8 protein-coding genes are annotated in these 14342 nt (G+C 65.2%); 6 read left to right on the top strand and 2 right to left on the bottom strand.

Annotation, left to right across the window (positions count from 1 at the left end; translation table 11 throughout):
- Positions 1–888: a LysR substrate-binding domain-containing protein gene (locus WBP06_RS27615; protein ID WP_395335861.1), complete on the top strand. Its 888-nt coding sequence runs from the start codon at positions 1–3 to the stop codon at positions 886–888.
- A 245-nt stretch (positions 889–1133) separates the two neighbouring features.
- On the opposite strand, the gene WBP06_RS27620 is transcribed toward WBP06_RS27615, so the two are convergent.
- Positions 1134–3887 carry a DUF5695 domain-containing protein gene (locus WBP06_RS27620; RefSeq protein ID WP_395335863.1) on the bottom strand — a complete coding sequence of 918 codons (2754 nt, stop codon included), beginning with the start codon at positions 3885–3887 and terminating at the stop codon, positions 1134–1136.
- 20 nt (positions 3888–3907) lie between these two features.
- Positions 3908–6313 carry a DPP IV N-terminal domain-containing protein gene (locus WBP06_RS27625; RefSeq protein WP_395335865.1) on the bottom strand — a complete coding sequence of 802 codons (2406 nt, stop codon included), beginning with the start codon at positions 6311–6313 and terminating at the stop codon, positions 3908–3910.
- 138 nt (positions 6314–6451) lie between these two features.
- Between WBP06_RS27625 and WBP06_RS27630 the strand changes: the two genes are divergently transcribed.
- From WBP06_RS27630 to WBP06_RS27650, 5 genes are all read left to right on the top strand, one after another.
- On the top strand, positions 6452–7183 hold the full coding sequence (locus tag WBP06_RS27630; protein ID WP_395335867.1) for a FadR/GntR family transcriptional regulator: 732 nt from the start codon (positions 6452–6454) through the stop codon (positions 7181–7183).
- Positions 7184–7325: 142 nt separating this feature from the next.
- Positions 7326–9692: a beta-L-arabinofuranosidase domain-containing protein gene (locus WBP06_RS27635; RefSeq protein ID WP_395335869.1), complete on the top strand. Its 2367-nt coding sequence runs from the start codon at positions 7326–7328 to the stop codon at positions 9690–9692.
- 11 nt (positions 9693–9703) lie between these two features.
- Entirely contained in the window at positions 9704–10732 is a 1029-nt protein-coding gene (locus tag WBP06_RS27640) for an Ldh family oxidoreductase (RefSeq protein WP_395335871.1), read from the top strand.
- A gap of 73 nt (positions 10733–10805) precedes the next feature.
- Positions 10806–12533: a DUF885 domain-containing protein gene (locus WBP06_RS27645; protein ID WP_395337595.1), complete on the top strand. Its 1728-nt coding sequence runs from the start codon at positions 10806–10808 to the stop codon at positions 12531–12533.
- The gene (locus WBP06_RS27650; RefSeq protein ID WP_395335873.1) at positions 12523–14115 is read left to right on the top strand and encodes a family 43 glycosylhydrolase; all 1593 of its coding nucleotides are present in this window, start codon (positions 12523–12525) and stop codon (positions 14113–14115) included. The genes WBP06_RS27645 and WBP06_RS27650 overlap by 11 nt, the downstream gene beginning before the upstream one ends.
- Positions 14116–14342: the final 227 nt, after the last annotated feature.

Genomic DNA, 14342 nt, shown 5'->3' on the forward strand with positions numbered 1-14342 from the left:
ATGTATCGTCCGCCTTCGCTCAACACCTTGCGCGCGCTTGAAGCGGCAGCGCGTCATCGCAGTTTCACCCGCGCGGCGGAGGAACTGGGCATCACCCACGGTGCGATCAGCCACCGCGTGCGCGAGGTGGAGCAGCGACTGGGCGCGGTCATGTTCGAGCGGCGCGGCAATACGATGGAGCCGACGCTGGCCGCGAGGCAGATCCTGCCGACAGTGCGTCAGTCGCTGGAGCTGATCGCCAGCATCTTTCCCCCTCCACCGCAGGGTGAGCGGCAGGTCCTGAAGATCGCGGTGCTGCCCTCCTTCGCCGCGCAGTGGCTGGTGGCACGGCTGGCGGACTTTCACGAAGCGCATCTCGGCATCTCGATCGCGCTGGACGCGCGGATCGATGTCAGCCGGATCGGCGCGGATGGCGCTGATGCGGCGATCCGCTATGGCAGCGGGAACTGGCCAGGCCTCGCCGCCGAGCGGCTGTTGACCGATATGCTGTTCCCGGCCTGCTCGCCCGAATATCGTGCGCGGATGGGGATCGAGAGCGTGGCGGACTTCGCGCGGTGTCGCCTGCTGCGCAACAGCTGGCAGACCTGGACGCCGTGGTTCCAGCGCGCGGGTCTCGCCTTGCCCGAACCTGCCGACAGCCTGCCTTACGATGATGCGGCGCTGATGCTGGAGGCGACCATCGCCGGTCACGGCATAGCGCTGGCGCGCCGCGTGATCGCGCACGATGCGCTTCAGGCCGGGCGGCTGGTGCGGCTTTCGGACGTGGAGATCCCGTTCGAGGGGGCTTACCACTTCGTCTGGGACGCCAATACGCCCAAGCCCCGGCGGGATGCCATCGCCGCGTTCGGAGCGTGGCTGGGCGTGCGATTGCGGGCGGAGTTTCCGTGAGGCGCAGAATTTTGCAGCCTTGAACCACGTCGCCCCCGCGCAGGCGGGGACCCCGCTTTTCTTTGCAGACGTAGCGAGAAGGAAGCGGGGTCCCCGCCTGCGCGGGGGCGACGTGGTTCTTGTGGGGATAGAGCATTTTCTAATCAGGTGGAATCACCTGATGACTCGGAAAACGCGGCAAACCAAAATCTTAGAGCAGTTGATCCGATGCAATCGGATCAACTGCTCTAGGTGCTTGCCGCCGCTCAGCGCGGTGTCAGCGTCACCACCGTGGGATTGCCGCCGAGCGCGATGGCATAGCCGTCGCGATCCGCCGTGCCGGTGTCGGTTGCATAAGTGCGGCCACCGGCGGTGGTGGTCTGGAACAGCAGGCGCGCGGCGGGATCGGTGGCGCTGGCCGGGTCGAGCGTCAGGGCGACCTTGCCAGTGGCGGCGTCGTAGCTGGCGCTCTGGATGCGGCCCGCTTCCAGCGTGATCCACAGGCCGGCGGGCGCGATGAACAGGCGGCGGCGGGCACCGTCCTTCGGCACCAGGTTCACCTGCTTGCCCTTCGTCGTCAGGTCGCCGCCGAAGCCGATCCAGCCGAACTGCGGGTCGTTGACCATGTAGCTCGCCGCCGTGATCGCATGGCCGTAGAAGCCCATGCCGTAATCGCCGGTGATCGCATCCCACTTCATCATGTCCGGCCAGGAGTGGAACGCGGCCGAGCCGAAGCCCTTCTGATCGATGTTGGTGATGCCGCCCATCATGCCGCCATAGGCGACGCGCAGCAGGTGCAGATCGGTCGGGTTCTGGCGATAGGCGTCGAACAGCGGCACCGCGTTGAGCGCGGAGCCGTAGTGGTGGATCTGCCGCTCGATCCGCGAAACCTTGCCGCCGTAGAGGAAGTCCCAATAACGGCGCGCATTGCCGTTGTAGCCCCAGCTGGGGATCGTGGGGTCGTAACCCAGGATCACTTCGCGCGTCTCGTCCGCCTGCGGCTGGAAGCCGAAGTAGCGCATCCAGGCATAGACTTCGGGCTGGCCGGTGGAATCCCACGCCATTTCGCTGCCGAACGGATACTTCATCGAACGCCAGTGATCGGCGCGGGCCTTCATCAGCCCTTCCATCTCGGTGGCCTCTGCCGTCATGCCTTCGCGCTTCAGATCCTTCAGGATATCGACGAAGACGTCGCCTTCCATCTGGCCGAATTCGGCATAATACGGCGCATCGCGCATCATCGCGACGGTGGTGCGGTAGGCCCACTCAAGGTAGAACTTCCAGTCGTGCTGCTTGACCAGCCCGGCATTGTCGCGCGCCAGGCGGTAGAGCACCCAGTGGCCGATGGCGACGTGCGGATAGTTGTAGGACCGGCCGAGATCGTCCGAATCCTTCTTCGACCACGCGGTCCAGTTCTTCCAGTTGATCTTGGGATCGTAGTAGTTCGGGAACTCGACCGGATCGTAGTAGAAGATGCTCTTCTTGACGGCACCGGCGTGCGGACCGTCCTTGACCTGAAGCGTGCCGAGCACGGTCTCGTTGACGAGGCGTTCCAGCTTGGCGACTTCTTCCGGGTTCGGATTGTCGAGCTGCTTCATGGCCGCTGCCACCCACGAGCCGGCGCCGCCTTCGTCGCTCATGCCCGAAACCCAGACGCGGCCGTCTTGCGTGAGGATCTTGTTGTCCTCCCGGTCATAGGAGAGGATCGCCGGGCTGCGGTGGAAGGGATCGCCCTTGCCCTCGAACCACTGGTCGGTGGTGGTGAAGTGGCCGATATCGGCCATCACCTGATCGAGCGGCTTGGTGATGTAGTAGCTGACGGTCTGCTTCTGCCCGTCCGCGTAAGTAACCGTCAGGCGCGCCTGGCCCCAGCCGCTGGCCTTGATCTGGTAGCGGGCCCAACCGGTTCCGCTCTTCTCCGAGGTGGCGGTCAGCGAACCTTCGGGGAAGGATTCGATCTTGGCCACCTTGCTCGGCGTCTTCAGGAACAGGCTGGCAGTCTGGTCGGTAGGCACGACGTAGCCGGGAATGCCGACCGCGACCGGGCGCTTCTGCGCAACGAGGGTATCCTCGATCGCGCGGATGTTCGGCGCGGTCACGAAGCGCAGGCCGATCGTGCGGCTCTCACCCGGGGCAAGCGTGAAGCTGGTCGGCTCGTTCCACTGCTGGCCGGCCTTTGCCCATTCCTTTTCGGCAAAGCCCTTGCTGGCGACGGTCCAGTCGTAGAAGCCTTCGGAAACCTGGCTGCGCTGGCTTTTGTCGGTGAAGATGTCGCCATTGCGCGCGGCGCGCGCCTCGGCAATCGGGCGATAGGCTTCCAACGGCGTGCCCTTTTCGGGCAGCACCAGCAGCGCCGGGCCTTCGCCGTTCAAGCGCGTGACCTGAAGGTAGCCGGCGTCACGGCCGATATAGGGATCGACGAAGCTGGCCTGCGCGTGCGCGGAGTCGAGATCGCGGTCGAGGATGATGTTGTCGAACACCATCGGCATGCCGAGGCCGCCGATCTCCACCGGCGCGCTACCGGTGTTGACCAGCGTGAAGCGCAGGACCAGCACGCCATCCTCATTCACCCAGCGGCGTTCCACGCGCAGCGGGATTCCGGCTCCCATCGAGGCGGTGATGTCGGCGGCGGCGAGCACCCCCTTGCCACCGGTCAGCGCGGCAATCTGCTTGCGCGCGTGGGCAGAGGAGAAGTCCTGCCAATCCGAACCGGCCGTCTTCAGGCGGATATGGATGTCGCCGATGTGGACGTAGCCGTCGGCGGCGCGCTCCGCCTCACGGCCCGCAGGCACGAAGTCGAACGCGGCGTTGCCCTTGGGCGAAAGGTGCGCCAGCGTCTGCGTATCCGCCCGCAGCGCCAGATCGAAGGCGGGCGTCTGCATCTCGGTCTTCTGGATCGGCGCATATACAGGCTTGGGCTTCTCGGCTTCCTGTGCCTGCGCTGCCGCCATTGGCAGCATGGCCGGAACCGGCGCCAGCACCAGCGCGATCAGGGGGAGGGGCTTCAGAAGACGCTTCATGTTCAAGACCTCGTGGGTATTCAGTGGGCCAGCGCGACTGCCGGGGCGGCAGGCTTCACGGGGCCAAGCGGCGGCGGTGTCTCGCCGAGCAGGTAAAGGGTGAAATAGTCGCGCAGCTTCTTCCAGAAGAAGGGCTGGTAGACGTTGTGCGTGGCATTGGGCACCACCACCATGTCCACGTCGCGACCGGCATCGATCAGCGCCTTGGCCAGGCGGAAGCTCTCGGTGATTGGCACGTTGTCGTCGATATCGCCGTGGACGAGCAGAAGATGGCCCTTGAGCTGGTTCGCCACCGCCATGTTCGAATTGCGCTCCCACGTCGCGGCATCCGCTTCGCCCATCGAGACTTCCGGCCACCAGGTCTTGTCCAGCCTGAGGTCGTGGTTGCCGGAGGCGGAAACGCCCACCTTGAAGAAGTCGGGCCGGCGTAGCACGAAGCGCGCGGTGTCGTAGCCGCCGGCCGAGCCGCCGAACACGCCCACGCGGTTCACGTCCATGTAGGGGTACTTGGCCGCCATCTGGCGGATCAGCGTGATGTGATCGTCCAGCCCCACTTCGCCCAGGTTCTGGTAGGCGGGAAGGCGGAAGGCCTGGCCGCGCCGCGATGTGCCGGTGCCGTCGATCATCACGACCACGGCACCGATCTGCGCCACGCTGTTGCCCGGCACGCGCAGCGCCATGCCCCAGGTGGAGGGAACGTCGGTGGTGGTGGGGCCGGTGTAGACGTTGTCGATCACCGGATAGCTGCGCTTCGGATCGAAATGCGCTGGGCGGAAGATCATGCCGTAGATCGGCGTCTTGCCGTCCGCCGCCACGCCCTTGAACGGTTCGGGCGGGGTATAGCCGGCAGCCAGAAGGCGGCTGTTGTCGGCCTTGGCCAGTTCCATCACGATCTTGCCCGTCGTGCCGTCGCGCAGCACGGCACGGGTCGGCGTGGTCGGGCTCGACATCTGGTCGACGATCCACTTGCCGTCGGGCGAGACTTGCGCGTCATGGTCGAGCGGCTCGGGCGTCAGTTCGGTCAAACCGCCGCCCTTCAGCGAAACGCGGTAAAGCGCGCGCCAATAGGGATTGCGGGCTTCCTCGCGCCCGACGCCGGTGACGATCAGCGAGGACTTGTCCTGCGCCACGTTGTCGACCGAGAGCACTTCCCAGTTGCCGGTGGTCAGCGCCCTACCACCATCTGGGCCGCCATCCGGGTTGTCCGGGGTGACGAGATAAAGCTGCGCCCAACCGCTGCGCTCGGAGATCGAGAGTTCGCCGCCCAGTTCGGGAGCGGGGAAGATCATGGAGGACGTGACGGTGATGACCGGCTTCACCGCCTCATGCGCGACGATCTTTGTCGCGCCGGTGGCCGGATCGGCCACGTAGACGGCTTGCTGGCGATAGCCGCGCTCGGTCCATTGCATGCGCGGCTTGCCGTCCACCCAGTTCATGTCGGGCGGGGAGGGATAGAGGATGGATTCGGCCGGCATCTGCACCGGCACGACCTTTGCCTTGCCCGTCTTCAGCGCGGCCTGCACATCGACGACGAAACGCGTCGCCTGCGGCAGCTTTTCGGCGCCAGCGAGCGGATAGACGTAATTGAAGCTGCGCGGATAGAAGCTGCCCGGTGGGTTCTGCTGGGTGATCGAGAGCTTCTTTACATCGCGCGTGTCGAGCCGCCAGCTCAGCAGATAGCGACCATCGGGCGACCAGGCGCCGGAAACGGGCATGGCCGGTTCCTCGGTGCCTTCGCGCAGGATCTGCGAGAGTTCGGGGATCGAGCGGCCATAGGGCTGTTCGCGCGTACCATCGGTGGTCAGCGCCACTTCGCGGCCCGATGCCACGTCCACCGCATAGAGGTTGTAGTTGCGCGCGACGATCCTGGTCTTGCCATCGGGCGAGGGCAGATCGAGCTGCGGTGCTTCCGGCGCGACTTTCTCGGCCTTGCCATCGGCACCGATCCGCCAGTGTGCGTCCAGCGCCGCGAAGGCCAGCGTGGCCTTGTCCGGATCGTAGTCGACATCGGCGAGGTGCGCGTCGTCCAGCGTCACGGCCTTGCCGCTCGCCTGCGACAGCGCGGCGATCAGGCTGGCGGTGGTCGCCACTTCGCGCACTTGCTGCGTCGCAAGGTCCAGGAACAGGAAGCGCTGGCTGCTGCGGTTGCCGGTGCGGTAGAACAGGCCCGCGTTCTTGTCGCCGCCCACGAAGCTGGGCGCGACATTGGCATTGTCGATCAGATCGGCGATGCCGCTGCCCAGGAAGGTGTCGGCCGCCGCATAGCGATCCGCTATGCTGGGCGGCGGCGTCTGGGCCGTGGCCGCAGGGGTCTGGCGTGCCTGCGCGGCGCCCGGTTGCAGGGCCATCGCAAGCGCCAGCAGGCTGACTGCGGCAGGTTTTTTCAAGACACGAACGAAATGACGAGAAATCAAGGGGGTGCTCATGGCATGTACCCATCGCTTGGCTTCGGAAAGATGCATGGGTTCTTGACGCCCATCACGGAAAGGGTCAAGAAAAATTATACGATATATGATCGGAGCATTTCAAATCTTGCTTCGATCCATTGGCTGGGGATGACAAAGATGACCGCACCACTGCCGGCCGAAACCGCGCTTCCACTTGCCAGCGGCCGCCTTCATCATGCGGTTGCGCGCCAATTGGCGACCGCGATCGTCAGCGGCGAAGTGCCGGCCGGGCACATCTTTCCGGCCGAAGTCGAACATGCGGAGCGGCTGGGTGTCTCCCGATCGGTGCTGCGCGAGGCTTTCCGCATCCTGACCGCCAAGGGCATGGTCAGCAGCCGCCCCAAGGCCGGCACCCGCGTGAATGAGCGCAAGAGCTGGAACCTGCTCGATCCCGATGTGCTGGCCTGGCAAATCCAGTGCGGCGCCAGCGACGAATTCCTGCGCGACTTGTTCGAACTGCGCATGGTGGTGGAGCCGCAGGCCGCCGAAATGGCCGCGCAGCGCCGTGACGAACGGCAGTTGACCGATATGGCCAATGCGCTGGAAACGATGGAGCGCTGCACGCTCACCACCGACAAGGGGCGCGCGGCCGATATCCGCTTCCACGAACTGGTGCTGGAGGCGACGCGCAACGAACTGATGCGGGCGCTCTCCACCTCGATCTCCACGGCCATCGCCTCCACCACCGCGATCAAGCAGCGCGTGCAGGATTCGCCGCGCGATCCGATGCCCGAACACCATACGCTCTACCGCTGCATTGCGGAGGGCAACGCCAAGCAGGCGCGCAAGGCGATGATCGCGCTGATCGATCTGGCCCATGCGGACACACGCGTCGCGCTTCGCCGTTGAGGGTGTTTGAAAATCCGGCGTCGCTGGATTTCCCAAGCAGGCGGTCGACCTGTCGCTGCCACCGCACGGCTCGACGGGGTTGACTCGCAGCCCCTGATACTTATCAATAACCGTATACGATATTCGATAGGAGTTTCTGGTGATGAAGGCCAATCGGCGCGAATGGATGGCTGGCGTGGCGGCGCTGGCTGTCAGCTCTGTCCCTCTCAAGGGCTTCGCGGCTGTCATCGCACCCAAGCTGCCGATCAAGGCAAAGCCGCTGCCGCTGACCGACGTGCGCCTGGCGCCGTCGGACTATGCGACGGCGGTGGACGTCAATGTCGATTACCTGATGTCGCTCAGCCCCGATCGTTTCCTGCACAACTTCCGCAAGTACGCGGGGCTTGAGCCCAAGGCGCCGATCTACGGCGGCTGGGAATCGGACACGATCGCCGGCCACACGCTGGGCCACTACATGACCGCGCTGGTCCTGGCCTGGCAGCAGACCGGCAATCCCGAATGCCGCCGCCGCGCGGACTATATCGTCGATGAACTGGCCGAATGCCAGGCGCAGCGCAGCGATGGCTACATCGGCGCGCTGGGCCGCAAGACCAAGGACGGCAAGGTCGTCGACGGGCAGGAAATCTTCCCCGAAGTCATGCGCGGAGAGATCAAGTCCGGCGGGTTCGACCTCAACGGTTCGTGGTCGCCGCTCTACACCGTGCACAAGTACTTCGCCGGCCTGCTCGATATCCATTCGGCCTGGGGCAATGCCAAGGCGCTGGAAGTGGTCATCGGCCTGGGCGGTTACTTCGAGAAGGTCTTCGCCGCGCTTGACGACAAGCAGATGCAGGAACTTCTCGGCTGCGAATATGGCGGCCTCAACGAAAGCTATGCCGAGCTCTACGCCCAGACCGGCGATCTGCGCTGGCTGAAGGTGGCCGAACGCATCTATGACAAGAAGGTGCTCGATCCGTTGGTGGCGCAGGAGGACAAGCTCTCCAACTTCCACGCCAACACGCAGGTGCCCAAGCTGATCGGCCTGGCGCGCATCCACGAACTGACCGGCAAGGACGAGCCGGGCCGCGCCGCCCGCTTCTTCTGGGAACGCGTGACCCAGCACCACAGCTATGTGATCGGCGGCAATGCCGACCGTGAGTACTTCTTCGAGCCCGACAACATCGCGCTGCACCTCACGGAATCGACCTGTGAGCACTGCAACACGTACAACATGCTGAAGCTGACCCGTCAGCTCTATTCGTGGCAGCCGGACGGCGCGCTGTTCGACTATTACGAGCGTGCGCACCTGAACCACGTGATGTCGGCACACAACCCGCACACAGGCGGCTTCACCTATATGACGCCGATGATGAGCGGCGCCCCGCGCGGCTATTCGCAGCCGGGTGAGGAGGCGTTCTGGTGCTGCGTCGGTTCGGGCATGGAAAGCCATTCGAAGCACGGCGATTCCATCTATTGGCAGGGTGACGATACCTTGTTCGTCAACCTCTTCATCCCGTCGAAGGCGGAATGGAAGGCCAAGGGCGTGGCGCTGACGCTGGCCACCGAATATCCCTTCAAGTCCGAAGTAGGCGTGACGCTGGACGCGGTGAAGAATGCCAAGTTCACCATCGCGCTGCGCATTCCGGCATGGGCCAACGGCCGCGCGCTGGTGGCCGTCAACGGTGCGCCGGTTCCCGCCAATGCGGTGAACGGCTATGCCGTGATCGACCGCCGCTGGAAGAAGGGCGACACGATCACCCTGACCCTGCCGCTCGACCTGCGGTTCGAGGCGGCAGCCGGTTCGCAGGACGTGGTGGCCGTGCTGCGCGGTCCGCTGGTCATGGCGGCGGACCTTGGCCCGGCCGAAATGGACTTCACCGGTGTGGAGCCGGCGATGGTGGGCGACAATCCGCTGTCCGCCTTCTCGCCGATCGTCTCCGACCGTCCGCGCTTCCAGACCACCGGCGTGATGCGCCCGGCGGACCTGACTTTCGTGCCGTTCTACAGCCAGTACGACCGCCGCAGCGCCGTCTACTTCAAGCGCTTCACCGAAGCCGGCTGGAAGACCGAGGAAGCCTCGTTCCTGGCAGAGCAGGCACGCCAGAAGGACATCGCCGCCCGCTCGATCGACGTCATGCACCTGGGCGAAATGCAGCCCGAGCGCGACCACAACCTTACCTCGGAAATCTCGTACCCGGTCTCCTATCGCGGTCGCAATGGACGCGATGCCCGTTCGGGCGGCTATTTCGAGTTCACGATGAAGGTGAAGCCCGGCGCGCTGCTGCTTCAGGCCACGTATTGGGGCAGCGAGCGTTCGCGCGTGTTCGACATCCTGGTCGACGACGTGAAGATCGCCACCCAGAAGCTGGACAACGACACGCCGGGCAAGTTCATGGACGTGGACTATCCGCTGCCCGAGGCGCTGACCAAGGGCAAGAGCCAGGTCAAGGTGCGCGTCGTGCCGCATGACCGCAGCTCGGCCGGTCCGATCTTCGGCATGCGTCTGTTCACGGCGAAGACGACGAAGTGAGTTCACAGACAATGACTGCCCTCAACGAAGTCGCGCTCACGCTCGACGAAGCCGATGCACTGGCCCGCAAGGTCCTGGTGGCCTGCGGGCTGGCGCCCGATCACGCCGCTGCGGTGGCCCAAACGATGGTTTCGGGCGAGCGCGACGGCTGCACGTCACACGGGCTCTACCGCCTGCTGGTCGCTGCCAATTCGGTGGCGCGCGGCGTGGTGGTGCCCGATGCGGTGCCCGAAGTGAGCGAGCCGGCCAAGGCGCTGGTTAAGGTGGACGGTAAGGGCGGCTTCGCCCAGCTTCCGTTCGAGCTTGGCATGCCGCTGCTGGTGGAGAAGGCCAAGGCGTATGGCATTGCCGCCATGGCGCTGAACAACGTGGTTCACTTCGCGGCGCTCTGGCCCGAAGTGGAAGCGCTGGCCGAGCAGGGCCTTGTCGCGCTGGCCTTCACCCCCAGCCACGCATGGGTCGCGCCGGAAGGCGGCACCAAGCCGGTGTTCGGCACCAACCCGATCGCGTTTGGCTGGCCGCGCCCCAATCGTGCGCCGTTCGTGTTCGACTTTGCGACCAGCGCGGTCGCGCGCGGCGAGATCGAACTGCATCGCCGCGCGGGCAAGGCGATCCCGCCGGACTGGGGCTATGACGCCGATGGTCGCCCCTCCACCGATGCCAAGGCCGTGCTCGACGGTGCGATGCGTACCTTCGGCGCGCACAAGGGATCGGCGCTGGCCGCCATGGTCGAACTTCTGGCCGGGCCGCTGATCGGTGACATGACCAGCGCGGAATCGCTGGCGGCGGACGAAGGGCGCGGCGGTTCGCCGATCGGTGGCGAACTGATCGTCGTCATCGATCCGGTCGGCTTCCTGGGCGACAGCGTGGGCGAGTATCTCCAGCGCGCCGAAACGATGTTCGAAACCATCGAAGGGCAGGGCGCCCGCCTGCCGGGCTCGCGCCGCCTGCTGGCCCGCGCGCGCTCGCAAGTGGAAGGCGTGCGCATCCCGGCGCAGCTGCATCAGGACATTCTCGAAATTCTCGAAAGGGGAAATTGACGTGAAGAATACGCTTGGCCGCGCGCTGCTGCTGGCAGGCGCGGCGCTGGCCGTGGGCGTCGCCCACGCCGCGATGGCCGCACCCGCCGCTCAGTCGGCATCAAAGACTTCCGCAGCCCAGACTCCCGACGCGGCTTTCGAAGCGATCTACACCGCCGAATACGCCTGGCGCCTGCAGCAGAGCGGCCCCAGCGAGGATGGCCCCAAGGCCCAGCGCCTTGCGCTTCCCGACGTGGGCGCCAAGGCGCAGGCCAATCGCCTCGCCGCGTGGGAGAAGGTGGAAAAGCAACTGGCCGCGATCGACCCGGCTAAGCTTTCGCCTGCGAACCGCGTCAACTTCGCGGTCTACAAGGGCCAGATCGACGCCTTCGTGGCATCGCAGCGCTATCGCGACTACGAAAAGCCCTTCAACGCCGACACCAGCTTCTGGGGCGAACTGGCCGACTGGGCCCGCACGCCGCTGCGCGATCAGCAGGGCGCCGAAGACTTCATCGAGATGCTGCGCGAAGTGCCGCGCTATTACGATCAGCAGATCGACAATATGCGCGCGGGCCTGAAGCGCGGCTTCTCCGCCCCGCAAGTGACGCTGACCGGTCGCGACAAGGGCATTGAACTGGTCGTCGACGCCAAGACGCCCGAAGATTCGCCGTTCTACGAGCCGTTCAGGAAGCTGCCCTCGACGATCCCGGCTGCCGAGCAGGAAAAGCTGCGCGCGGCCGCGCGTGAGGCGATCACCGGCAGCGTCGTGCCCGCGCACGCCAAGCTGCTGACGTTCATGCGCAGCGAGTATGAGAAGCAGGCGCGCAAGACGTTGGCGGCCTACGCCCTGCCCGATGGCAAGGCCTACTACCAGTCGAAGATCGCCGAGTTCGTCACGCTCGACAAGTCGCCGGAGGAGATCCACCAGATCGGCCTCAGCGAAATGGCGCGCATCCGTTCGCAAATGAACGAGGTGATGCAGGAGGTGAAGTTCAAGGGCGACCTCAAGGCGTTCCTGCACTTCCTGCGCACCGATCCGCAGTTCTATCCCAAGACGCCGAACGAGCTGCTCTACCGCGCCGCGTGGATCGCCAAGACCTTCGACGGCAAGGCATCGCAGTTCTTCGGTCACCTGCCGCGCAGCCGCTTCGCCATCAAGCCGGTGCCAGACGATGTTGCGCCGTTCTACACCGGCGGGCGTGGTGGGCCGGGTATCTACCTCGTCAACACGTATGACCTGCCCAGCCGCCCGTTCTACTCGCAGATCGCGCTGACCCTGCACGAATCCGCGCCGGGCCACGCCATGCAGATGCCGCTGGCGATGGAGAACAAGGACCTGCCGGCGTTCCGCCGCGACACCTACCTCTCAGCTTACGGCGAGGGCTGGGCGCTCTATTGCGAGGCGCTGGGTGAGGACATGGGCATGTACGACACGCCCTATGACCGCTTCGGCATGCTCAGCTATCAGGCCTGGCGCGCCTCGCGCCTGGTCGTCGATACCGGCATCCACGCCAAGGGCTGGACGCGCGAACAGGCGCAGCAATACTTGCGCGACAACACCGCGCTTTCCGATCACGAGATCGAGACCGAGGTGGATCGCTACATCTCCTGGCCGGGCCAGGCGCTGTCCTACTACATGGGCCAGTTGGCCTTCGTGGACGCCCGCAAGAAGGCGGAGGCCGCACTGGGGCCGAAGTTCAACATCCGCGCCTTCCACGATGCCGTGCTCGAACTGGGCGGGGTACCGCTGCCGGTGATCGATCAGCGTGTCGACCAGCTGATCAAGGATGGTGGCAAGGGGCCTTACCCCGATGAGGAATAGTCTCGCAATGGTTCTGGCGGCCGGGGCAATTGCCTCGGCCGCCTCGGCACCCGTTCAAGCGCAGCAGGCCCCCGTCGCGCGCGAACTGAGCATTCCGGGCAACCCGATCCTGGCGGACGGGGATTACTATTCCACCGATCCCGCGCCCTTCGTGGCGGACGGTCAGCTCTGGATCCTCGCCGGCCGCGACGAGGCGGCAAGCGACGTCAACGACTTCATCATGCCCGAATGGCAATTGCTGAAGACGGCCGATCCGGCCTCCGGGAAATGGACGCATTATCCTGCGATCATCAAGCCTGAGAACGTCTTCGCCTGGGCCGAAGAGGCCCGCGCCTATGCCGGCCAGATCATTCAAGCGCCCGAGAGTCCAAATGGGGACAGGCGCTACTACCTCTACGCGCCGGTGCTGGAGAAGAACAGCGATGCCAAGGACCGCTTCGCGATCGGCGTTGCCGTGGCGGACAGCCCGCTCGGCCCCTGGCGCGATGCGCATCCCTCCGGCCCGATCATCTCGCAGAAGGTGCCGGTCGCCAACGATATCCAGAACATCGATCCGACGATCATGATCGACGACGATGGCCGGGTCTACATCTACTGGGGCACGTTCGGCCAGCTTCGCGGGATGGAGCTTGAGCGCGACATGATCACGCCCAAGGGGCCGGAGCTGGCGATGAACGGGCTGACCGGCTTCTTCGAAGCGCCGTGGATCATGAAGCGCAAGGGCACTTATTATATGCTCTACGCCGGCAACAAGGCCGGCCCGACTTCGGATTGCACGCCCGCCGTCTATCACGCCTGCATCGCCTATGGCACGGCGCCGTCGCCGATGGGGCCGTGGACCTATCGCGGGGTGGTGCTGAAGCCGGTGTCCTCCACCACCTCGCACTCGGGCGCGGTGGAGTTCAAGGGGCAGTGGTACCTTGCCTACCACACGGCGGACGCCAAGGGCGGCGGCCACTTCCGCCGCAGCGTCGCGCTGGACAAGATGGAGTGGGACGACAGCGTCTCGCCCGCGCGCATCCTGCCGGTGGTGCCGACGCTGCGCCCGCAGCCACCGCTGGCAGCAACGCGCAATATCGCACGCTCCGCCTGGGCCACGGCTTCCAACGATCCGGTGCCGGTGCAGTTCTGGATCAAGTCGCTGAACGACGGCGTGGTGAAGGAAGCTCCGCTGCCGCCCGACATGTGGGGCAGCTGGTCGCCGAACAACCCGCCCCGCCAGTGGATCGAATATCGCTGGGACCAGCCGGTAACGGTGAACGGATCGCGCATCCGCTTCTGGAACGACCAGCCCACCGGTTCGGGCGTGGGCGTCGCTCCGCCGGCGAAATGGCACCTGGAATATTGGCAGAAGGGCTGGAAACCGGTCCCCGGTGCCAGAACTTACGGCGCTGCGACCGACGCTTTCCAGAATGTGTCGTTCCGCCCGATCACCACCCGCTGCCTTCGTGCGGTGATGGATGCCTCCACCGACGGCAAGACCTACGGCGCGCTGGCCGTACAGGAATGGGAAGTGCTGGCGGGCAAGGCAACGGCGCCCGTCATTCGCAAGGACGGCCCCGCGCCGACACCCTGCACCTGATAACCGCGGAAATCCGGCCGACCCGGTTCGGCCGTTCGACGGGGCGCAAGTCAGCAGACTTGCGCCCCGTTTTGCGTTCGCATTCCGGAAATCTCATCAGACGTCATTACTCAGACAAAAAATTACAAGAAGTGTCACAAACGCCTTGACTCGATTCAGATATCGTACGACGTATACGATATAAACAACGACCGGCAGGCCGGCGGCAGGGATCGAAACAGGGGGTT

Origin of the sequence: Novosphingobium mississippiense (genome assembly GCF_044029535.1) — a bacterium.
Lineage (GTDB): Bacteria > Pseudomonadota > Alphaproteobacteria > Sphingomonadales > Sphingomonadaceae > Novosphingobium.